The organism is Nocardia halotolerans, assembly GCF_042650145.1.
Lineage (GTDB): Bacteria > Actinomycetota > Actinomycetes > Mycobacteriales > Mycobacteriaceae > Nocardia > Nocardia halotolerans.
In genome coordinates this window covers 105,227-127,799 of sequence record NZ_JBHSDL010000009.1, presented here as the reverse complement: position 1 = coordinate 127,799, position 22,573 = coordinate 105,227, and the positions used below count along the sequence as shown (strand labels likewise).

The following is a 22,573-nucleotide window of genomic DNA, read 5'->3' as shown; positions in this document are numbered from 1 at the left end:
ATTCGCATCCTGAGCCGCCTGCGCCAAACGGTTCGGCAACTCCGGATCAGCCTCACCACCCTGCACGAAGTCCAGCTTCTCCTCGTTCGGGATCGACGGATCCAGCGCGGTGTTCAACTGCTCGTTGAGTTGCTCGACGGTCGGTACGGGGGGCAGTTCCGCGGCGGCCGAGGTGGTGGCGGCCATGGCGGTGGTGGTGGTTTTGGCGGCGGGTGCGTCGCCCTTGTCGTCGCTGCACGCGCTCATTCCCAGTGCGGCGACCACTGCCAGGCCGGCGATCGCGGCACGTCCGGTCCTACGAAGCTTCAACTGCTCGTCCTTTGCGTTCGAGGTAGGTGGATTCCTGCGGGGAGCCGAGGCCGTCCCTCAGGAGAGACTGGTGAGCGGGTCGGCCCGCGTCAGTCCCGGGTCATCGGCAGGAAAGGTACGCGCTGGGCCCGGACCTGTCGAGCTGGTCTCGAAACGCACGGTCACCACCCCGTACCCGGCGCCTTGGACCCAGCCGTGCCCGAAGTCGGGGTGTGCCACGTCCATACCGGGGAACCATTGTCCGCCGGGCTGTTCCGGTTGCCGGATCACCGGTTCGGGGTCGTGGTCGGGTTCGGTTCCCAGGTCTTCGGGCACGGCCTGATCGAGTTCGGGGAACAGCGATTCCTGGCGCACCATCGACAGCCCGCCGTACCCGACGCCGACGAGCCGGATAGGCCCCAGCTGGGCCGGGTCGATCGCGGAGCGTTGCGCGGCCGCGGCGAGGGTGGCCGGGTCGGCGGTGGCGTAGGGCAGGGTGAACGACCTGGTCACGATGCTCATATCGGATTTCTTGAGTTTGAGTACCACGGTGCGGGCGGCGCGGCCGTCGCGGTCGAGCCTGCGGTGTGCGGCCGCGGCCATCGCGGTGATCGCGGTGCGCAGCTCGGTCAGGGTGACGATGTCGCGTTCGTAGGTGTTCTCGGCGCTGATCTGTTTGGCTTCGGCGCGTTCGGTGACGGGGCGGTCGTCGATGCCGCGGGCGAGCCGGTGCAGTGCGGTGCCCAAGCTGCCGCCCAGCAGCGTGGCGGCTTCGGATTCCGGGAGCGCGGCGAACGCGCCGACCGTTTCGATGCCGAGGCTGCGCAACCGGGATTCGGCCACCGGGCCGATCCCCCAGAGTTTGCGCACCGGCAGCCCGGCCAGCAGTTCGACCTGTTCAGCGGGTGAGATCACCCGCAGCCCATCGGGTTTGGCCAGCCCGGAGCCGATCTTGGCGAGTTGTTTACCGGTGCCCGCCCCGATGGAAGCGGTGAGCCCGGTTCGTTCGCGCACCAGGGCGCGCAGCATCGTGCAGTACTGCTGTACCCGGGTGACGCTCGCACCGGCCAGTTCGGCGGGTTCGGCGAAGGCCTCGTCGAACGACAGCGTCTCGAGCACGGGGACTCGGCTGCGCAACGCGTCGAACACCTGCGCGCTGAGCACCGAGTACACCGCGCCGCGCGGCGGCACCACCACCGCCGCGGCGCCGACGAGGCGGCGGGCTTGGTGCATGGGCATGGCCGAGCGCGCACCGAACACTCGCGCCTCGTAGCTGGCGCCCGCCACGACTCCGCGCTGGCCTGCCCCGCCGACCAGGACGGGGCGCCCGCGCAGGGTGGGGCGGGTGAGCTGCTCGGCCGAGGCGAAGAACGCGTCCATATCGATGTGGAGCACCCAGCGGCGGGCGGTGCTGTCCGCGTCGGGCCTGGCCTGGGCCGGCGCGGTCGGGGCGTCGGTGCTCACGAGGGCAATCTACGCGCGCGCTCCGACAACTCTTCGACACTCGGTACCAGCCATGGCACAGCAGGGAGGTCCCCGGGTATGTGATGATCGAGGGATGAAGATCCGTAAGGCTGTCATTCCGGCGGCGGGAATGGGCTCCCGGCTGCTCCCACTGACCAAGGCGACGCCCAAGGAGATGCTACCGGTCGGCGACAAGCCCGTGATCGAGCACACGGTGCGGGAGCTGGTCGCCTCCGGGATCACCGACATCACCATCGTGGTGAGCGGCGGCAAGTCGCTGATCCAGGATCACTTCCGGCCCAACCCGGGGCTGGTCGCCCAGTTGCGGTCCGACGGCAAGGACGCCTTCGCCGACGCGGTGGAGGAGGTCGGTGAGCTCTCGCGCGAGGGCCACATCACCTACCTCGACCAGCACGGCCCGTACGGCAACGGCACCCCGGTGCTCAACGCGGCCCGCAGCATGGGTGACGAACCGATGCTGGTGTTGTGGCCCGACGACGTGTTCGTCGCCGAGACCCCGCGCGCCCAGCAGCTGATCACCGCCTACGAAGCCACCGGTTGCCCGGTGCTGGCGTTGCTGCCGATGGAGCCGGGCGAGTCGCAGCGCTACGGCGTCCCGGTGGTCCGTGAGGATCTCGACGACGGCCTGCTGCGTATCTCGGGGCTGATGGAGAAGCCCAAACCCGAGGACGCGCCGTCGGCGTACGCGGCGATCGGCGGGTACGTGGTGACGCCGGGCATCATCGACGAACTGCAGGTACAAACCGACAAGTGGTACACCCACCAGTCCGGCGAGGTGTATCTCACCGACGCGATCAACAATTACGCCGCCAACCACGCGGTGTACGGGCAGGTGATCCAGGGGCGCTGGTACGACACCGGCAATCCGGCCGACTACCTGGTTGCCCAGTTCGCGTCGGCGCTGGCCCATCCCGAGTACGGGCCACTGCTGCGCCAGCTCGTCGACTGAAACACCACGGGCGCCGCTGCTCGGCTATCGGGCGGCACAGTGTGAACGCCGTGTGATTCGGTGCCGTACCGAGGACAGATCTCTCCCGGCACGGCACCGTTTCCACAGGACGATCATCGGAGCAGTCACTGTCATCTCAGCGTGTTCCATGCGCATGAGCAGTAACGCGACAGATTGTGCCCGACGAATCCGCCCGTGTCACACACATCAGCAAATTTTCAGCACGCCGCGTGTCGGCCACCTTCGGGCATGCGCGAACCCGCCTGGACCGCAATGGGTTCCGCGCGTACGCGCACCGAGGAACCGCCGAACGCCGGACCGGGCGGGGCCCGTTTCGGCCCCGCCCCTGTCCGTGCGTACTACGCCTTGGTGACCGACACCCTCACCCCGCCGGTGATCTCGGCGGCCTCGGCGTCCACCGGACCGAATGTCAGGGTGGTGGCCAGGATTTCCCCGGCGATCAGGTCGCGGTGCGTCCGCGCCCACTCGGCCCGGTCGGCGGGTACGTCCAGGACAACACTGATCCGGTCGGAGACCTCGAGGCCCTGCGACTTGCGGGTCTCCTGCAGGTCGCGGATCAGGTCGCGAGCCCAGCCCTCGGCCTCGAGCTCCTCGGTGACCACCGAATCGAGCACCACCAGACCGGCGTTGCCCGGCAGGGCGGCGGTGGAGTCGGGTTCGGCGGCGACCAGGCGCTGGGTGTACTCCTCGGGCAGCAGGGTGATCCCGGCGGCGGTGACCACACCGTCGGCCGATTCGGACCACTCCCCTGCCTTGACGGCCTTGATCACGGTCTGGACCTGCTTGCCCAAGCGCGGGCCGGCGGCGCGCGCGTTGACGGCCAGCTCGAAGCGCCCGTGCACGGCGACGTCGGTGGTCAGGTCGACCTTCTTGACGTTCACCTCGTCGGCGATGAGCTCGGTGAACGGCGCCAGCCGCGCGGCGTCGGCCGCGGCGATGGTCACCTCGGCCAGCGGCAGGCGCACCCGCAGGTTCTTGGCCTTGCGCAGGCTCAGCACCGTGGAGCACACCATCCGCACCTCGTCCATCGCGGCGACGAGTTCGGCATCGTGGGGCAGTTCGGACTCGGCCGGCCAGTCGGTCAGGTGCACCGAGCGCTCGCCGGTGAGCCCGCGCCAGATCACCTCGCTGATCAGCGGCAGCAACGGCGCGGCCAGGCGGGTGGCCACCTCGAGCACCGTGTGCAGGGTGTCGACCGCGTCGCGGTCCTCGGTCCAGAACCGCGAACGCGACCGGCGCACATACCAATTGGTGAGCGCGTCGGCGAAGGAGCGCAACTCGTCGGCGGCACCGGCGATGTCGTAGGTCTCGAGCGCCTCGGTGACCACGTCACGAGTCACCGCCAGCTTGGCCAGGATGTAGCGATCGAGCACATGCGGCGAGTCCGTGCGCCACACCCCGGGCTTGGAGGCGTAGAGCTGCAAGAACGTCCACGCGTTCCACAGTGGGCGCATCGCGTGGCTCACGCCTTCGCGGATGCCGCGCTCGGTGACGATGAGGTTGCCGCCGCGCAGGATCGGCGAGCTCATCAGGAACCAGCGCATGGCGTCGGAGCCGTCGCGGTCGAAGACCTCGTTGACGTCGGGGTAGTTGCCCTTGGACTTCGACATCTTCAGGCCGTCGTCACCGAGCACGATGCCGTGCGCGGCAACAGTTTTGAACGACGGCGAGTCGAACAGCGCGGTCGAGAGCACGTGCAGGGTGTAGAACCAGCCGCGGGTCTGCCCGTTGTATTCGACGATGAAGTCGCCGGGGAAATGGCTGTCGAACCATTCTTTGTTCTCGAACGGGTAGTGCACCTGGGCATAGGGCATCGAGCCCGATTCGAACCAGCAATCGAGCACCTCGGGCACCCGGCGCATGGTCGAATTCCCGGTGGGGTCATCGGGATTGGGCCGGGTCAGCTCGTCGATGTAGGGCCGGTGCAGATCCTGGGGGCGCACCCCGAAATCGCGCTCGAGCTCGTCGAGCGAACCGTAGACGTCCACCCGCGGGTGTGCCGGGTCGTCGGAGATCCACACCGGGATCGGGCTGCCCCAGTAGCGGTTACGGCTGATGTTCCAGTCGCGCGCGCCTTCGAGCCACTTGCCGAACTGCCCGTCACGGATGTGCTCGGGCACCCAGCTGATCCGCTGGTTCAGCTCCACCATGCGGTCGCGGAACTTGGTCACCGCGACGAACCACGACGGCACGGCCATGTAGATCAGCGGCTGACCCGAGCGCCAGCTGTGCGGGTAGGAGTGCTCGATGGTCTCGTGCCGCAGGAGTTTCCCGGCGCTCTTGAGGTCCTTGATGATCACCGGGTTGGCGTCGAAGACCATCAGGCCCTCGTACGGGGGCACCATCGAGGTGAACTTGCCCGCCGGGTCCAGCGGCTGCACGATCTCGATGCCGTTGGCCGCGGCCACATCCATGTCCTCCTCACCGAAAGCCGGTGCGAGGTGCACGATGCCGGTGCCGGAATCGGTGGTCACGTAGTCGGCGGTGAGCACGCGGTGCGCGTTGGGATGGCCGACGAAGAATTCGAACGGCGGGGTGTAGGACAGGTCGGCCAGCGCCGCCCCGTCGTACTCGCCGAGGATCTCCGGTTCGGCGCCCAGTTCGCGGCTGTAGTGCGACAGCCGCTCGGCCGCGAGTAAATAGCGCTTGCCATCGGCACCGCGTACGTGCACGTAGCGCACGTCGGGGTGCACGGCGATCGCGAGGTTGGAAGGCAGGGTCCACGGCGTGGTGGTCCAGATCAATGCGTTCGCGCCGTCCAGCGCGGCGAGGGGGTGCTCGGTCGGGACGCCGAGCACCATGTCGACGGTGACCGCCGGGTCCTGGCGCATCTTGTAGGCGTCGTCGAGGCGGGTCTCCTGGTTCGACAGCGGCGTCTGCTCGTACCAGCTGTAGGGCAGCACCCGGAAGCCCTGGTAGATCAGGCCCTTGTCGTAGAGCGACTTGAACGCCCACATCACCGACTCCATGAAGTCGATGTCGAGGGTCTTGTAGTCGTTGTCGAAGTCGACCCAGCGGGCCTGGCGGGTGACGTACTCGCGCCACTCGTCGGTGTAGCGCAGCACCGAGGACTTACAGGCGGCGTTGAACTCGGCCAGCCCCATCTCGTCGATCTGCGACTTGTCGGTGATGCCGAGCTGCTTCTCGGCCTCGATCTCGGCGGGCAGGCCATGGGTGTCCCAGCCGAATCGGCGGTCCACCTTCTTGCCGCGCATGGTCTGGAAACGCGGGATCAGGTCCTTGACATAGCCGGTGAGCAGGTGACCGTAGTGTGGCAGCCCGTTGGCGAAGGGGGGACCGTCGTAGAAGACGAATTCACCCGCGCCCTCACGATTGTCGATGCTGGCGCGGAAGGTGTCGTCACTCGCCCAGTAGTCGAGGACCTGGGTTTCCAGTTCGGGGAACGTCGCACCCGAACTCGCACCGAAATCGACCCGGGGGTATGCGCCACCGGTGGTTGTCTCGTCCGCCATCGCGGGATCTACTCCTCGTGCCGCCGCGCCGCTGGCGCGAATCCTGGGCACGGGGACGATGGCGGCGCCGGTGCGCCGTACCGCGGTACCACCCCGTTTGCCCGCGCTGCCCCTCGCCGGGGACGCACGCGTGCCTCTCGTTGTGTGAGCTGTGACGGGCTCGCCCGTTCGGTTCTACTGGGCGCCACTGGTGCGCTGTTCTTCCGAAGACTCCCCGGTGATGGCCGGATCATTGTCGTGTGTGCTTCGATTCTAGCCCGGTTCGTCCAACCGATATTCCAGGCGGTTCAGTCCCGGCGGACGTGCCTGGCCGGCGGGACGGGGTCGTTCTCGGGATCTCGTCCGGCCAGGGCGCTCACCAGCAGAGTCGCGGCGCCGATGACACAGATCAGGATGCAGCCCCACGCCCACAGCACCGAACCGGTGGCCAGGGCTGCGACGAGCAGTCCGAATCCGATCGCAGCAAGAACGAGCGTCAAGACGAGCATGCTGACTCCCAAGCAACCGAGCAGCCCGACGAACTGGGCGTTCCCGAATCACGCGACGCGCGGCGCCGCGCGACCCGGGTACCAGTTTACTTCGAGCCCTTGGCGAAGGAAGCGGGAGCCAGACTATTGCTGGCACCGTTGGTCTCGCCGGCGAACTCGCCGCCGTCTACCGGCACGGCCGAACCACGGTTCTCCAGCTCCTCGAGCTGGGACTCCAGGTAGGACTTCAGCCGCACCCGGTACTCGCGCTCGAAGGTCTTGAGCTGCTCGATGCGGCTCTCGAGTACCGAACGCTGCTGGGTGATGGTGGCCATGATCTCGGCGTGCTGACGCTCGGCGTCGGCGGTGAGCGCCTCGGCCTTGTCCTTGGCCTGCCGGATCTGGGTGTCGGAGCGGTTCTGCGCGTCGGCCAGCATCGCGTCGGACTTCTGGCGCGCGTCGGCGATCATCGCCTCCGAGCGGGTGCGGGCATCGCCGACCAGTCGCTCGGAGTTTGCCCGCGCGTTCGACAGCAGGCTCTCGGCCTCGGTCTTGGCGTCGGTGGTGAGCCGGTCGGCCATCTCCTGCGCCAGGGTGAGCACCTTCGCGGCCTGCATGTTCGCGTCCGGGCCCGCGTTGTCGCGGGTGGGGGCGGCGACCGGCATGGGAGCGGGGGGCGCCGCCGGAACCGGCGGCGCGATAGGTTCTGGTGCGGGTGGCGGCGCCTGCTGCACCGGCGCCTTGGCTGCCGTGACCGGGGCGGACCCGCGGTTCTTCTTGGCCTCGGCCAGCTCGGTGTCGAGTTCGGCGACCCGCTGACGCAGGTCGGCGTTCTCCTCGATCAGGCGCGAAAGCTCCTGTTCGACGAGATCCAGAAAGGCATCGACCTCGTCCTCGTTGTAGCCGCGCTTACCGATCGGCGGTTTGCTGAACGCGACGTTGTGCACATCGGCAGGAGTCAGCGGCATCGAAGGATCCCTTCACGCGTCTTTTGGAGAACTAGCAAGCGGTCTACTCGATTCATTGTGTCACACGGAGGTCACGGGCTGCCCGAGCCTACCCACGATCGACATCAGGATGAAGACGAGGAAGAGCAGCACCATTATCGACAGATCCAGTCGAATTCCCCCGAGATTCACAGGAGGTATCAACCGCCTCAGCAGTTTCACCGGCGGGTCGGTCACCGTGAAGATGGCCTCCAAGATGATCACCACCACCCCGGTCGGGCGCCAGTCACGCGCGAAACTGCGTATGAACTCGACGATCACCCGACTGATCAACAACAGCCAGAAGATGAAAAGCACGAGGTACAGAACCGCGAACAGGGCCACGGCTTCACTCTGCCCGAAAATCGGCGGCGTGCAAAATGGCCGCGCCGCGCTATGCGCGGGCGGCCATCACTGTGTTGCTTGCCGGAGCACTATTTCTGGTTGTAGAAGCCGTTTTCCGCGATCCGGCGCCGCTCCTCGGCCGACACATCGACATCGGCCGGTGAGAGCAGGAACACTTTCGTGGCCACCTTGTCGAACGAACCGCGCAGCGCGAACGCCAGCCCGGCCGCGAAATCGACCAGCCGCTTGGCATCGGCGTTGCTCAGGTCGACCAGGTCCATGATGACCGGGTTTCCCTCCCGGAAACGCTCACCGATGATCCTGGCCTCGCTGTAGTCGCGCGGACGCAGCGTGGTGATCTTGGACAAGGGACCTCCGTCCTCGAAGATCCCGGGCCGCCGCGCGGGCACCGGCTCGGGGCGTAAACGCTCCTCGAGCCTGCGCTCCTCGGCGTCGGGATCGACCGCGAGCGCACCACGAGTGGAGCCACGCATACCGGGTGCGACACCGCCCGCCCGAAACGAACGCCCAGACGACGGGGCGGACTCGATCCTGGTGGGCCGCCGGGGCGCCTCGTAGCGGTCGTCGGCGTAGGTGTCGTCGACGTAGTCGTCACGACGTGCCTGGTAGGCCGATTTGTACGCCGGCTGCGGGAAGTCGTCGGCCTCGTCGGCGAAACGCTCGGCGCCGTAGCGGTCCTCGGCGTAGCGATCGTAGCCGCGCGGACGGATCCGGCCTGCGCGCTCGTCAGCCGCGCGAGAGGCGTGATCGTCGACGTAGTCGTCTTCGTACTCATCGAGCGGAACCATGCCGAAGTACGCCTTGAACTTGTGCAACGTGCTCATCTTGACGACCTTCCTTCGGCCCCGGTGGCGGCCGGGTGTTGAAGTTCTTGCTCAGCGCCTCGTCGGCCAATCGTATGTGTCGAATGTGACTGGTGAGGTTTCTTTGCTACGCCGAGGTTATCGGGCGCGCGCCCATCAGGGCAGTTCCGACACGCACACACGTCGAACCGTGTTCGACCGCAATCTCCAAATCACCCGACATACCTGCAGAAAGTTCGGTGGCATCGGCGTGTCGAGCCATCAGCGAAGTGTGCAAAGTCGCAAGGTTCGCAAACGACACATGAGTGTCGGCGTCAAGGGGAGGAATCGCCATCAGACCGGCCAGATGCAGCCCCGGAGCCTTCGCCACCACCTCGGCGAGGGCGGGCAGATCGGCCGGCGCGACACCCCCGCGTCCGGGATCGGTATCCAGACTGACCTGCAGCAGGACCCGCAGCGGCGCGGTACGCTCGCCGGCTGCCAGTGCGTCCTGCGCAGCTCGGTCCAGAGCGGTTGCCAGACGTTCGCTGTCGACCGAGTGCACGGTGTGCGCCCACCGCGCCACCGCGCGGGCCTTGTTGCGTTGCAAGCGGCCGATCATGTGCCACTCGACGTCTTCGTGGGTCAGTTCGGCCACCTTCGCCGAAGCTTCCTGCTCGCGGGATTCGCCGAATTCCCGCCGGCCGAGGCGATACAGGATCTCCACGTCGGTGGCGGGGAAGAACTTCGTCACCGGGAGCAGCCGCACCGAACCCGCGGGGCGGCCCGCGGCGGCCACCGCGGCGTCGACGCGGGCGAGCAGGCCGTCCAGGCGGGTCGAGAGCTCAGCGGCGCGGTTGGTGTCGACCGAGGTCATCGGCGCACCTCCGCACCGGCTGCGCGGACGCTCACGCCGGCTGCTCCATCCAGATCACACCGGCGATGCGGCCGGTGGGTGCGCCGCGGCGGTGACTGAACAGGGTCTTGTCCTCGATGGTGCATCGCGGGTCGAGGGCGATGCCGCCGACACCGGCCTCGGCGAGCTGCCTGCTGATACCGGCCCGCAGGTCCAGGCCGGGGGTCTTGTGCACCGTGGTGGTGGCGCTGCCGGGCAGATGGGCCTCGACGTCGGCGCGCATGGCGGCGGGCACCTCGTACTGGCGCCCCGAGGCGGCCGGACCGAGGAAGGCACCGATCCGTTCGACGCGCGCGCCGACCGAGACCATCGCCGCCAGCACTCGGGGCACGATGCCGATCCGGGCGCCGATGCGGCCCGCGTGCACGGCGGCGACCACTCCGGCTTCGTCGTCGGAGAGCAGGATCGGCACGCAATCGGCGGACAGGACCACCAGCGCCAACCCGGGCACCGTGGTGACCAGGGCATCGGTCACCGGGACCGGCTCGGCGCGCGGCCCGTCGACGATCTCGATGTTGCGCCCGTGCACCTGCTCCATCCAGACCAGCCGGTCCGGGGTGAGGCCGATGCCTTCGGCGAGGCGGTTGCGGTTGCGGCGTACGGCTTCCGGGTCGTCACCGACGTGGTCGCCCAGATTGAACGAGTCGTACGGGGCCACGGAGAAGCCACCGGCGCGGGTGGTGGTCACCCGGCGGACGTGCACGGTGGGGGGTGCGGAAGTCATGGTTCGAGGGTAGTGCGGTGGCGCGCCCGATCGGCACACGCGCGCAGTGACGTCGGTCAAGCCCGTCCCCGGCGCACATGACAGCGCCCGAACTCGGCCGAGTTCGGGCGCTGTGGTCCGGGGATGTTATCGACGCATGAAGACGGGGATGTCGATGTCGTCGTCATCGTCACCGTCTTCGCGCGGTTCGGGATTGTTGACGCGGTTCATCGCCGCCTCGGTGACCCGCTGACGCTCCGACTCCCGGTACCGCTCGGTGTCGCGATAGTTCGGCGCCGCCGCCCGACCGCTGGACATGCCCGCGGTGGCGGGTTCGGTGGGCCGGGCGGGCGCCTCCGACGGTCTGCCCTGGCTGATCTCGCCCGCCCGGCCCGAACTGATCGGGTTCGAGCCGGTCCGGCTCGCCGGGGCGGCGTTCTCGATCCGCCGGGACGGTCCGCCACCGTCGAAACCCGCGGCGATGACTGTGACACGCACCTCGTCGCCCAGCGAGTCGTCGATGACCGTACCGAAGATGATGTTCGCCTCGATGTGGGCGGCTTCCTGCACCAACGAGGCCGCCTCGTTGATCTCGAACAGACCCAGATCCGAGCCGCCCGCGATCGAGAGCAGCACGCCGTGCGCACCGTCCATCGATGCCTCGAGCAGCGGTGAGTTGATCGCCGTCTCGGCCGCTTTCACGGATCTGCCCTCACCGCGCGCCGAGCCGATGCCCATCAGGGCCGAACCGGCCCCCGACATGACGCTCTTGACGTCGGCGAAGTCGACATTGATCAAGCCGGGAGTGGTGATCAGGTCGGTAATACCCTGAACACCGTTGAGCAGCACTTCGTCTGCCGACCGGAAGGCATCCATCAGACTCACCGCCGCGTCGCCCAGCTGCAGCAGCCGGTCGTTCGGAATGACGATGAGGGTGTCGCACGACTCGCGAAGCAGGTTGATGCCCACTTCGGCCTGGTTCCCACGCCGCTTGCCCTCGAAAGAGAACGGCCGGGTGACGACGCCTATAGTCAGCGCGCCCAGCTTGCGGGCGATGCTGGCGACGACGGGGGCGCCACCGGTACCGGTGCCACCACCCTCGCCTGCGGTGACGAAGACCATGTCGGCGCCCTTGAGCACCTCTTCGATCTCGTCCTTGTGGTCTTCGGCCGCTTTGCGACCGACTTCCGGATCGGCTCCGGCACCCAGGCCGCGGGTGAGCTCACGGCCGACGTCGAGCTTGACGTCGGCATCGCTCATCAGCAAAGCCTGCGCGTCGGTATTGACCGCGATGAACTCGACTCCTTTGAGTCCCTGTTCGATCATCCGGTTGACGGCGTTCACGCCGCCGCCGCCGATACCGACGACCTTGATCACTGCAAGGTAGTTGTGCGGGGGCGTCATGGGCTCTCGCCTTCCTTCGATCTTAAACCCTCAACCTCAACCATAGGGTTGGCGTTATGTCAAGTATCCGACTGCTGCGGAACGCTATTCGCAGCTACCGCGATCCCGGCGCAGGCGCGCCGAGGCGAGAGCCAGAATCTTGTGCCACAAATAGTGTCGCTGAGTGGCGCTCACTTTACCGTGGCCAGATTCGGGCTCGAAACGTCGAACACGGTGCCCTCTCTGGTGAGCAGCGGCAAAACGACGGCCGCTTTGCGCTCGCCGTCACCCGTGCCGCCCCACACTACCTGCCTACCGTCGCGAAGGTGGAGCGAGACATCCGAAACCGACCGTGCGACAACCTCGCCCACCTGCACCGACAGCGCGGGCGGCAGGGTCACCAGCACGTCCACCGCCGCACCGATCGCGTCAGGACCGGTGAACGACCCCTGCGTGACCAGCTTCGGCACCCCGATGGGCGGCTCGGCCTCGATGGCGAATTCGACACTGTCGGCATCGATCAGGTGGGCACCGTCGGGTGCCTCGAGATAGACGACCGGTGTGCGTTCCTCGACGGTGACCAGCACCGTCGACGGGAAATTGCGCTGCACCCGCACCGAACGCACCTTCGGGATCGCGGCGACCCGCTGGGCGATCTCGGTGGTGTCGATACGCAACATCGAACGGCCCTCCGGGATTTCGAGCAGGGTGCGTACCCGCTGTTCCGGCACGGCCACGAGACCCTCCACGCGCACGGTCCGCACCGACAGCACCGGGGTGAACCAGGCCAGCACCACCAGCACGGCCACCACGACCACGGCCACCACCGTCCAGAGGCGGTAGCCGCGCCACCCGCGCGCGGCGGGCATCGGCAACCTCACCGGCCGCCCTGCTGCGGGCGGGCCCGTAGTCCGTCGAGGATCTGGCTGCCGAGCATCGTGACATCGCCGGCACCCATGGTGATCACCACGTCACCGGGCTGGGCCAGTGCCGCGACCTGCCTGCCCACCTTCGACATGTCCGGTTGATAGTGCACCGGTTTGGTCACCGACTGGGCCACCAGCGCCCCGTTGACACCGGGCAGCGGGTCCTCGCGGGCGCCGTAGACATCGAGCACCACCACTTCGTCGGCCAGGCTCAGCGCGGTGCCGAACTCGGCGGCGAAGGTGGCCGTGCGGCTGTAGAGATGGGGCTGGAACACCACGATCACCTGACCGCGGCGGGTGCGCGCACCGTCGCGGGCTTCCTGGGCGACGAGCTGGGCGGCGGCCTCGAGCACGGCGCGCACCTCAGTGGGGTGGTGGGCGTAGTCGTCGAACACCCGCACGCCGTTCTCACGGCCGGTGAACTGGAACCGGCGGTGCACGCCACCGAAACCTTCCAGTCCCTGCAGGATCTCGTCCACTTCGGCGCCACCGGCCCGCGCGGCCAGCAGCGCGGCCAGCGCGTTGAGCGCCATGTGTCTACCCGGCACCGACAACCGCAGCGTGCGCGGGGTGGCTTCACCGTCGAGCTGGAATTCCACGATGCCGCCGATGTCGCGCGGTTGCCAGTCCAGCAGGCGCGCGCCGACCGGCACGGGGACGTCGGGCAGGTCACCGGAGCCGTAGCCGAGGACCTCGACGCCGCGTTCGCGCAGGCGCGGGGCGACCCGGTGGGCCAGTGCCAGCGAGCCCGGGTCGTCGAGGCACACCACCAGCAGGCCGCCGGGGGCCAGGCGGTCGGCGAAATCGTCGAAGACCTGTATGTAGGCCTCGTCGGTGCCGAAGAAGTCGAGGTGATCGGATTCGATGTTGGTGACCACGGCGACGTCGGGGTCGTACTGCAGCAGCGAGCCGTCGGACTCGTCGGCCTCGGCGACGAAGATGTCACCGCTGCCGTGGTGGGCGTTGGTGCCCGCCTCGTTGAGTTCGCCACCGACCGCGAAGGAGGGGTCGGCGCCGCAGTGCTGCAACGTCACGATCAGCATCGAGGTGGTGGAGGTCTTGCCGTGGGTGCCCGAGACCAGCAGCGTCTTGTGCCCGCGCATCAGGGCGGCCAGCACGGTCGGGCGCATCAGCACCGGGATGTCGCGCCGATTCGCCTCGACCAGTTCGGGATTGGTCTTCGGGATGGCGGCGTAGGTGGTGACCACAACTGTGGGACCACCGGGCAGCAGATCCAGGGCGTCGGCGTCGTGGCCGATCCGCACCTGCGCACCGCGCGCCCGCAGCGACAGCACTCCGCGGCTCTCGCGCGCGTCCGACCCGGACACCGCACCGCCGCGCGCCAGCAGGATCCGCGCGATGCCGGACATGCCCGCACCGCCGATCCCGACCATGTGCACGCGGGCGAGGTCGGCGGGCAACGCCGTGTCGGCCGCGGGCCGCTGCTCGCTCATCGGGCGACCTCGGTGACGATCCGGGCCACCGTGTCGGCAGCGTCGCGATGGCCCGCGCCTGCGGCGGCGCGGCTCATCTCGGCGAGTCGAGCAGGGTCGAGCAGCAGCGGAATCACCTCATCGATCACGTATTTCGGAGTCAGCTCGGCGTCGGGAACAATTCTGCCACCACCTTGGGCAACCACCGGGCGGGCGTTGAATTCCTGTTCACCGTTGCCGTGTGGCAGCGGTACATAGAACGCGGGCAGTCCGACGGCCGACACCTCGGCGACGGTCATCGCGCCCGAGCGGCAGACCACCGCGTCGGCGGCGGCATAGGCCAGATCCATCCGCGACAGATACGGCACCGCAACATATTCCGCGGCGGGCGCGCCGGCTTCGCGGTCCAGCGTCGCGGTGTCGAGGTCCAGGGTGTTCTTGGGGCCGTGCGCGTGCAGCACCGAGATCCCGGCGGCGCCGAGCTGGGCCGCGGCGCCGGCGACGGCCTCGTTGAGGCTGCGCGCGCCCTGGGAACCGCCGAAGACCAGCAGCACGGGCCCCTCGGCGGGCAGCCCGAAGTGCTCTCGGGCCTGGGCTCGCAAAGCGGGACGGTCGAGTTCGGTGATCGAGGCGCGCACCGGGATGCCGACCACCTCGGCCCCGGCCAGCCCCGAATCGGGCACCGCGGCAAGCACCTTCGCGGCCAGGCGCGCGCCGACCTTGTTCGCGATGCCTGCCTTGGCATTGGCCTCGTGCACGATCACCGGCACGGCGCGCCGGCGACCGAACAAGCCGCCACGTGCGGCCAGATAGGCGGGCAGCGCGACATAACCGCCGAAACCGATGATCACATCGGCGTGCACCTCGTCGATCACCGCTCTGGTGGCACGCACCGAGGAACGCACGCGACCGGGCAGGCGCAGCAGGTCGGTGGAAGGTTTGCGGGGCAACGGCACCGGAGGGATCAGCTCGAGCTGGTACCCACGGTCGGGCACCAGCTTCGTCTCGAGTCCACGCTCGGTACCCAGAGCGGTCACCCGGATCGAATCATCGAGTCTGCGCAACGCGTCGGCCACCGCCAGCGCGGGTTCGATGTGGCCTGCGGTACCCCCGCCTGCGACGATCACCGACAACCCGGATCGCGGGTAACTCACCTGGATCTACCTCGTTCTTTCGCGTGTGGCATCGGATAGGTCGGTTCCCATGCTCGGGTCGACCGTAGCGAACTGGTGCCGCGGCTCTCCGGCGCGCGTCGTCTACGCTCGGCCGGCGGCTGGCGGCGGGGGGCCTGACGTGGGCGTTCGCTCTTGGCGCGCGGCGCGGCCTTGCGCGGGGCGCTCGGCGGGGTGTACACCTCGGGCACCGGCAGCCGCAGCAACCGGCTGAGCCTGCCGTCCTGACCGGCTTTGAGCGCCGCCACCGCCTCGGGTTCGTGCCGGGCGGCGCTGGCGATGATGCCGAACATGAACAGCGTGATCGCCAGCGAGGAACCACCGGCCGAGACCAGCGGCAGCTGCAACCCGGTCACCGGCAGCAGGCCGACGACGTAGCCGATGTTGATCAGCGCCTGGGCGGTGATCCAGGTGGTGGCGGTGGCGGTGAGCAGGCGCAGGAACGGGTCCACCGAGCGCAGGGCGATCCGGATGCCGGTGTAGACGAACAGCGCCAGCAGCGCCAGCACCGCCATACAGCCGAAGAAGCCGAGTTCCTCACCGATGATGGCGAAGATGAAGTCGTTGTGCGAGTTGGGCAGATAACTCCACTTCGCCCGGCTCTGCCCGAGCCCGCGCCCCAGGATCCCGCCGTCGGCGAGCGAATACTTGGCCTGCAACGCCTGGTAATTGGCGCCGAGGGGATCGTCACCGGGGTTGAAGAAGGCACGCACGCGGTCGGATCGGTACCCGGCCGACAGGGCGAGTATCGCCGCGGCCACGAGACCGGTCACCGTGATCCCGACGAACAACCGCACCGGCAATCCGCCGAACCACAGCAGCGCCATCAGCACGATGCCGAGCGCGATCGTGGTCGACAGATTGGGTTCGAGCACCACCAGCAGGCACACCAGCAGCCCGGCGGGGACCAGCGGCACCAGGATGTCCTTGAGCTGGGCGCCGCGGCGCGAAGCCAGCAGGTGCGCACCCCACACGATCAGGGTCACCTTGACCACTTCGGACGGCTGGATCGACACCGGGCCGATGTCGAACCAGCGCCGCGCACCACCGTGCACCGCGCCGATACCGGGAATGAGCACCAGCACGAGCGCGAGCACCGAGAGACTGAAAACCGGGAACGACCACTGCCGCAACAACCGCAACGGCAACCGCAGGGCGATGTAGAACCCGAGGGCACCGAGCGCGGCGAACATGGCCTGCTGGATGAACAGCGAGTACGCCGAGCCACCGCCGGCGTAGGCCTCCACGCTCGACGCGGACAGCACCATCACCAGGCCCAGCACCGTGAGCAGGGTCGCGATGGTGACGATCAGGTGAAACGATGCGAGCGGCCGGGCCAGCCACGCGCCGAACCGTTCCCCCGCCCAGTTCGGCGGCCCCGGCCGCTTGCGGCGCGGGCGCGCGCTCGTACCGGCCCGGCGGTCGGCCACACTGCCCCGGCTACCCACGCTGCCCCCTGGTGGGCCATAACGGTTCGTCCGGGCGCGCGTTCGTCACAGTGCCCGCCCGATGTCACCGTCTTCCAGTGCCGTCACCGCGTCCACGAAGCAGCGTCCGCGATGGGTGTAGTCGTCGTACATGTCCAGGGAGGCGGCCGCCGGCGCGAGCAGGACGGTGTCTCCGGCGCGGGCCAGACCCGCCGCGGCGCGCACCGCGCGGCCCATGACCGCCTCGGCACGCTGGGATCTCGACGACTCCATGTCTGCATCGTCTCCCGCATCCAGCGCGATGACCGGGACTTCGGGCGCGTGTCGCGCCAATGCGGCGGCGATCACCGGCGCGTCGGCACCGAAGAGCACCGCGCCCACCAGCCGGTCGCCGATCTCTTCGACGAGGTCATCGATGCTGGCGCCCTTGAGCAGACCACCCGCCACCCACACCACCTGCGGGTGCGCCATGATCGACGCGCGCGCGGCATGCGGGTTGGTGGCCTTGGAGTCGTCGACGAACTCGACGCCGCCCAGTTCCCGCACGAACGCGGTGCGGTGCGGGCCCACCTTGTGTTCGGCCAGGCCCTCCTTCACGAACTGCGGTGCCACATCGATGGCCCTGGTCAGGGCGGCGGCGGCGAGGGCGTCGGCGATACCGGCCGGGCCCTGCGGGCTGATGTCGGAGGTCTCGGCCAGGATCGCGGCCTTGGTGAACGCGCGATCGAGCAGCTTGCCGTCGACCACGCCCAGTTCACCGTCGGCGGGCACCCCCACCCGGAATCCGACCGTGCGCCGCGCCTTGGCCTTGCGGGCCAGCGACCCGGCGACCGGGTCGTCGAGTCCCACCACGCCGACCCGGCCGGTGAGCGCGCGTGCCTTGGCGGCGGCATAGGCGTCGAGGCCGCCGTGCCAGTCCAGGTGGTCCTCGGCGACATTGAGCACCACACCCGCCTCGGGCCGCACCGAGGGCGCCCAGTGCAGCTGGAACGACGACAGCTCCACCGCGAGCACCTGCGGGCCCGGATTGCGGCGCAGCGCGTCCAGGATCGGCAGACCGATGTTGCCGCAGGCCACACTGGAGATGCCGGCGGCGCGCAGGATGGAGTGCGTCATCTGGGTGGTGGTGGTCTTACCGTTGGTGCCGGTGACCACCAGCCACTTGCGGACCGGACCGTAGATGCGGGCCTGGTCGACCCACCAGGCGAATTCGACGTCACCCCAGACCGGGACGCCCTCGGTGACCGCCGACACCAGCACCGGCGAATCCGGGCGCCAGCCCGGACTGGTGATCACCAGCGCGAACCGGCTCAGATCGGCGTTCTCGAGTTCCACGGCGGTGGCGACCTCGAGGCCCAGTTCGGCGGCCTCGGCCAGTGCCTTGGCGCCGTTGTCGGTGATCACGGGGTGGGCGCCGATATCGCGCAGCGGTTCGATCAGCGAGCGTCCGGAGACACCCCAGCCGGCGACGAGAACGTGCCGACCACGGAGGAATTCGAGCATGGGGCCCGGCGAGCGCAGGGCGCGGGGCGAGTGTTCGACCATGTGTGTACTCACCCGACCTGTGACAGATATTCGCTGTAGAACAACCCGAGACCCACGGCGGCGGCGATACCCGCCAATATCCAGAACCGGATGATCACCGTCGTCTCGGCCCATTTGCTCAGTTCGAAGTGGTGATGGAACGGTGCCATCTTGAACAACCGGTTGCGGGTGGTGCGGTAGACCGCCACCTGCAGCACCACCGAGGCCGCCTCGGCCACGAACAGCGCGCCGATGACGACCATCAGCAGTTCGGTGCGGGTGGTGATGGACAGACCGGCCAGCATGCCGCCCAGGGCCAGCGAGCCGGTGTCGCCCATGAAGATCTTGGCCGGCGCGGCGTTCCACCACAGGAAGCCGATGCACGCCGCGGCCGCGGCCGCGCAGACCAGCGCCAGATCCAGCGGGTCACGCACGTTGTAGCAGCCCGGTCCGGGACTGGTGGCGCAGGCATTGCGGTACTGCCAGAAGGTGATGATCACGTAGGCGCCGAGCACCAGGCTCATCGAACCGGCGGCCAGACCGTCCAGACCGTCGGTGAGGTTGACCGCGTTGGACCAGGCCACCACGAGCAGACAGACCATGATCACGAAGATGATCGCGCCCATCGAGACCGTTGACCAGTCCCGCACATAGGAAATGTGCTGGCTGCCAGGGGTGAGCCCGTGCTCACCGCGGAACTGCAGCACCAGCACCGCGAAGATCACCGCGGCACTGATCTGGCCGATGTACTTGCCCGCGGCCGAGAGTCCGAGATTGCGCTGCTTGCGCAGTTTGATGAAGTCGTCGAGGAATCCGACGACACCGAGCGCGGTGGTGAGCCCGAGCACGAGTAGGCCCGAGGCCGTCGGTCCCTCCGCGTCGTAGCCGATACCGATCAGGTGCGAACCGAGATACCCGGCCCACATGCCGATCAGGATCGCGACCCCGCCCATGGTGGGGGTACCGCGCTTGGCCTGATGACTGGCCGGGCCGTCGACCCGGATCTCCTGGCCGAAGCCCTGTTTGGCGAACACCCGGATCAGGAACGGCGTCAACAGGATCGACACCGCCAGTGCGATCCCTGCCGCGAAAAGAATCTGCCTCATCCAGCTGCCTCCGTGCTACCTTCCCCTGCCCTGGTCAGGTGCTCGGCGACGGCCCACAGACCGACCGCTTTCGATGCCTTGACCAGTACCACATCGCCGGCGGCGATTTCGTCGTCGAGCAGCGCGATGGCCGCGTCGATATCGGGTACGAGGATCGACTCCTCGCCCCAAGAGCCTTCCATTACCGCTCCCTGGTGCATGCCCCGGGAGGGTCGTCCGGTGCCGACCACGATCAATCGGTCGACATCGAGGCGCACGGCCAGTCGGCCGATCGCGTCGTGTTCGATCACCGAGGTGTCGCCGAGTTCGCCCATCTCACCGAGCACCGCCCAGCTGCGCCGGGGTTCGGTACCCGCCTTGGCGAGGGTGACCAGCGCTTTGAGCGCGGCCCGCACCGAATCGGGGTTGGCGTTGTAGGAATCGTTGATGACGGTGATCCCGTCGGCGGTGGTGCGCACGTCCATCCGGCGCACCGAGGCCGCGGTGGCCCCCGACAGCGCCTGGGCGACGGTGGCCAGGTCGGCACCACATTCCAGCGCCACAGCGGCGGCGGCGAGCGCGTTGCCCACCTGGTGTTCGCCGTGTACGGCCAGTCGCACCGGCACCGATTCGCCACCCGCGTGCAGGGTGAACCGGGCGCGCGCCTGTTCGTCGGTGGTGACGTCGGTGGCGCGGATATCGGCGTCACCGGACAGGCCGACCGTCAGCACGCGCGCCTCGGTGCGCGTGGCCATGGCGGCCACGTTGGGGTCGTCGGCGTTGAGCACCGCCAGCCCGTCGGCCGGCAGCGCCTCGACCAGTTCGCCCTTGGCGACGGCGATGGCCTCGCGGCTGCCGAATTCGCCCAGGTGCGCGGTCCCGACATTGAGCACCACGCCGATGCGCGGCGGCGCGATGCGGGCCAGCGCCGCGATGTGGCCGCGACCGCGCGCCGAGAGTTCGAGCGCGAGGAACTTGGTGTCGGCGCCGGCGCGCAACGCCGTCCACGGGTGCCCGAGCTCGTTGTTGAACGAACCCGGGGGCGCCACGACGGGACCCAGCGGCGCCAGCACGGCGGCCAGCAGGTCCTTGGTGGAGGTCTTGCCGGAGGACCCGGTGACGCCGACGACGGTGAGACCCGTGCGCTCGGCGAGCCGCTGGGTGCTCACCCGCGCCAGGTCGGCCAGCGCGGCCAGCACCGCCGCACCCGAACCGTCACCGTCGTGGCTGAGCGCGACCGAGCTCGCCGGCACGGAACCGGCGTCGGGGGCGACGACGATCGCGGGCACGCCGACCGGGCGGGCCGCCAGCACGGCGACCGCCCCGGCGGCCACCGCGGTCGCCGCGTAGTCGTGTCCATCGGAGTTCGCGCCCGGCAGCGCGAGGAACAGATCACCGGAGCCGACTCGGCGCGAATCGAATTCGACCGAACCGGTCACCAGTACCTGGGGGTCGGGCACGTCGTGCAGCTCGCCGCCGACGACCTCCGCGATCTCCCGCAGTGTCATCTCGATCATGAAACCGTCAAGTCCTCCGAGTCCGTCTGCGGACTGTGTTGTGCCTGCCGGGCATCCAGCGCCGCCGCGACCACCTCGCGGTCGTCGAAGGGATGCTTGACGCCCTGGATCTCCTGACCCGCCTCGTGGCCCTTGCCCGCGATGAGCACCACGTCGCCGGAACGCGCCCAGGCGAGGGCGGCGGCAATGGCCGCCGCACGGTCACCGATCTCGCGGATCTCGCCGCGATCGGTGGCCGGGAGTTCGTGCGCACCGGCCACCACGGCGGACCTGATGGCCGCCGGATCCTCGGTGCGGGGGTTGTCGTCGGTGACGATCACCAGGTCGGCGCCACGAGCCGCCGCGGCACCCATCAGCGGGCGCTTGGCCGCGTCGCGGTCGCCACCGGCGCCCAGCACCACGGCCAGCCTGCCGTGCCCGGCTTCGGTGAGGTGCCCGCGCAGGGTGGTGACCACCGATTCGATCGCGGCGGGCTTGTGCGCGTAGTCGACGACGGCCAGGAAGTCCTGACCGCGTTCGACCCGCTGCATCCGGCCCGGCACGTCGACCGTGGCCAGCGCGGGCGCGGCGACGCCGGGTTCGACACCGGCCGCGGCGCAGGTGGCGACCGCGAGCAGGGCGTTGGCCACGTTGTAACGACCGGGCAGCCGCAGGCGCACGGCCAGCTCGCCGTCGGGGCCCGCGGCGGTGAACGCCTGCTCGCCGCCGGTGGCCCGCACCGGACCCTCGACCTGCCAGGAGGCGTCGGCACCGGAAGTGGACACGGTGATCGGCGCGGTCAGGTCACCGGCCAGGCGGGTGCCCCATTCGTCATCGACGCAGACCACCGCGGTACGCGCGGCCACCGGCGAGTCCGCGTCGAACAACCGGCGTTTCGCGGCGAAATAGTCTTCGAAATCGGCGTGGAAGTCGAGATGGTCCTGCGACAGGTTGGTGAACGCGCCCACCGCGAACCGCACACCGTCGACGCGGCCCAGTGCCAGCGCGTGACTCGACACCTCCATCACGACCGCCTGCACGCCCTGCTCGACCATCGTGGCGAACATCGCGTGCAACTGCGGTGCCTCGGGGGTGGTGAGCGCGCTGGGCACCCGCTGACCGCCGATGCGGGTCTCGATGGTGCCGATCAGCCCGGTCGACAGGCCCGCCGCGGCGAGCCCGGCCTCCACCAGGTACGAGGTGGTGGTCTTGCCGGAGGTGCCGGTGATGCCGACGATGCGCAGCCGGTCGCTCGGATGGCCGTAGATCTCGGCCGAGAGTTCACCCAGCACGGCGCGCGGCTGTTCGCGCACCAGCACGGGCACCGCGACCCGGCCGATCGCGTCGGCACCCGCGGCGTCGGTGAACACGGCCACCGCGCCGCGTTCGATCGCGTCGGCGGCGAACCGGGCGCCGTGGGCGTGCGTGCCGGGCAGTGCGGCGAACAGGTCACCGGGGCGCACGGCGTTGGATCGTTGCTCGATGCCGGTGACCGGCATCTCGGGCGATACCGGTGTCACCGTCGTGGCACCGGTGAGGTCGAGCAGGGCCTGCAGCGGCGTCGACGGCGGCGTGGTGGGCCGGAGCGCGTGCGGGCTGGACTGCGCGGGCACAGGGCTCCTCTCTGAGAGTGATCGAGCGCGTGGGCAAGACGACGAGTCAGGTTACCGACGCGCGGTGTCGGACGGACA

At 69.0% G+C, this 22,573-nt stretch carries 18 protein-coding genes and 1 pseudogene; 1 reads left to right on the top strand and 18 read right to left on the bottom strand.

Going from position 1 to position 22,573, the window contains the following annotated elements; all coding sequences use genetic code 11:
* Positions 1–309, bottom strand: a pseudogene (locus ACFO5K_RS09830) (hypothetical protein); the annotation flags it as partial.
* A gap of 57 nt (positions 310–366) precedes the next feature.
* Positions 367–1,668, bottom strand: a complete 1,302-nt coding sequence (locus ACFO5K_RS09825) for a DNA polymerase IV (RefSeq protein ID WP_378559363.1) — start codon at positions 1,666–1,668, stop codon at positions 367–369.
* A gap of 178 nt (positions 1,669–1,846) precedes the next feature.
* Here ACFO5K_RS09825 and ACFO5K_RS09820 point away from each other — a divergent pair, with 178 nt between their 5' ends.
* Entirely contained in the window at positions 1,847–2,722 is an 876-nt protein-coding gene (locus ACFO5K_RS09820) for a UTP--glucose-1-phosphate uridylyltransferase (protein WP_378559331.1), read from the top strand.
* A 359-nt stretch (positions 2,723–3,081) separates the two neighbouring features.
* Here ACFO5K_RS09820 and ileS read toward each other — a convergent pair whose 3' ends face one another.
* The 16 genes from ileS to ACFO5K_RS09740 form a co-directional block, all read right to left on the bottom strand.
* Positions 3,082–6,216 (bottom strand): isoleucine--tRNA ligase, encoded by a 3,135-nt coding sequence (gene ileS, locus ACFO5K_RS09815; protein ID WP_378559328.1) that lies wholly within the window; start codon positions 6,214–6,216, stop codon positions 3,082–3,084.
* A gap of 287 nt (positions 6,217–6,503) precedes the next feature.
* Positions 6,504–6,704 carry a hypothetical protein gene (locus ACFO5K_RS09810; RefSeq protein ID WP_378559325.1) on the bottom strand — a complete coding sequence of 67 codons (201 nt, stop codon included), beginning with the start codon at positions 6,702–6,704 and terminating at the stop codon, positions 6,504–6,506.
* Positions 6,705–6,790: 86 nt separating this feature from the next.
* Positions 6,791–7,651, bottom strand: a complete 861-nt coding sequence (gene wag31, locus ACFO5K_RS09805; RefSeq protein WP_378559322.1) for a DivIVA-like cell division protein Wag31 — start codon at positions 7,649–7,651, stop codon at positions 6,791–6,793.
* A gap of 60 nt (positions 7,652–7,711) precedes the next feature.
* Complete coding sequence (locus tag ACFO5K_RS09800) at positions 7,712–8,014, bottom strand: YggT family protein (RefSeq protein ID WP_378559319.1); 303 nt, start codon at positions 8,012–8,014, stop codon at positions 7,712–7,714.
* 89 nt (positions 8,015–8,103) lie between these two features.
* Positions 8,104–8,859 (bottom strand): cell division protein SepF, encoded by a 756-nt coding sequence (locus ACFO5K_RS09795; protein ID WP_378559316.1) that lies wholly within the window; start codon positions 8,857–8,859, stop codon positions 8,104–8,106.
* A 106-nt stretch (positions 8,860–8,965) separates the two neighbouring features.
* Positions 8,966–9,694: a YggS family pyridoxal phosphate-dependent enzyme gene (locus ACFO5K_RS09790; RefSeq protein WP_378559313.1), complete on the bottom strand. Its 729-nt coding sequence runs from the start codon at positions 9,692–9,694 to the stop codon at positions 8,966–8,968.
* A 31-nt stretch (positions 9,695–9,725) separates the two neighbouring features.
* Positions 9,726–10,457 (bottom strand): peptidoglycan editing factor PgeF, encoded by a 732-nt coding sequence (gene pgeF, locus ACFO5K_RS09785; protein WP_378559310.1) that lies wholly within the window; start codon positions 10,455–10,457, stop codon positions 9,726–9,728.
* Positions 10,458–10,583: 126 nt separating this feature from the next.
* Positions 10,584–11,840, bottom strand: coding sequence for a cell division protein FtsZ (gene ftsZ / locus ACFO5K_RS09780; protein WP_378559307.1), 1,257 nt, complete (start codon positions 11,838–11,840; stop codon positions 10,584–10,586).
* 170 nt (positions 11,841–12,010) lie between these two features.
* On the bottom strand, positions 12,011–12,688 hold the full coding sequence (locus ACFO5K_RS09775) for a cell division protein FtsQ/DivIB (RefSeq protein ID WP_378559304.1): 678 nt from the start codon (positions 12,686–12,688) through the stop codon (positions 12,011–12,013).
* Positions 12,689–12,696: 8 nt separating this feature from the next.
* Positions 12,697–14,199: a UDP-N-acetylmuramate--L-alanine ligase gene (gene murC, locus ACFO5K_RS09770; RefSeq protein ID WP_378559301.1), complete on the bottom strand. Its 1,503-nt coding sequence runs from the start codon at positions 14,197–14,199 to the stop codon at positions 12,697–12,699.
* The gene (gene murG / locus ACFO5K_RS09765) at positions 14,196–15,332 is read right to left on the bottom strand and encodes an undecaprenyldiphospho-muramoylpentapeptide beta-N-acetylglucosaminyltransferase (protein ID WP_378559298.1); all 1,137 of its coding nucleotides are present in this window, start codon (positions 15,330–15,332) and stop codon (positions 14,196–14,198) included. The genes murC and murG overlap by 4 nt, the downstream gene beginning before the upstream one ends.
* Positions 15,329–16,690, bottom strand: a complete 1,362-nt coding sequence (gene ftsW, locus ACFO5K_RS09760; protein ID WP_378559360.1) for a putative lipid II flippase FtsW — start codon at positions 16,688–16,690, stop codon at positions 15,329–15,331. Before ftsW ends, murG begins: the two co-directional genes overlap by 4 nt.
* 153 nt (positions 16,691–16,843) lie before the next feature.
* Complete coding sequence (murD, locus tag ACFO5K_RS09755) at positions 16,844–18,280, bottom strand: UDP-N-acetylmuramoyl-L-alanine--D-glutamate ligase (protein WP_378559357.1); 1,437 nt, start codon at positions 18,278–18,280, stop codon at positions 16,844–16,846.
* Positions 18,281–18,330: 50 nt separating this feature from the next.
* Positions 18,331–19,407, bottom strand: coding sequence for a phospho-N-acetylmuramoyl-pentapeptide-transferase (mraY, locus tag ACFO5K_RS09750; RefSeq protein ID WP_378559295.1), 1,077 nt, complete (start codon positions 19,405–19,407; stop codon positions 18,331–18,333).
* Positions 19,404–20,903 carry a UDP-N-acetylmuramoyl-tripeptide--D-alanyl-D-alanine ligase gene (locus ACFO5K_RS09745; protein WP_378559292.1) on the bottom strand — a complete coding sequence of 500 codons (1,500 nt, stop codon included), beginning with the start codon at positions 20,901–20,903 and terminating at the stop codon, positions 19,404–19,406. The genes mraY and ACFO5K_RS09745 overlap by 4 nt, the downstream gene beginning before the upstream one ends.
* Positions 20,900–22,495: a UDP-N-acetylmuramoyl-L-alanyl-D-glutamate--2,6-diaminopimelate ligase gene (locus ACFO5K_RS09740; protein WP_378559289.1), complete on the bottom strand. Its 1,596-nt coding sequence runs from the start codon at positions 22,493–22,495 to the stop codon at positions 20,900–20,902. The genes ACFO5K_RS09745 and ACFO5K_RS09740 overlap by 4 nt, the downstream gene beginning before the upstream one ends.
* Positions 22,496–22,573: the final 78 nt, after the last annotated feature.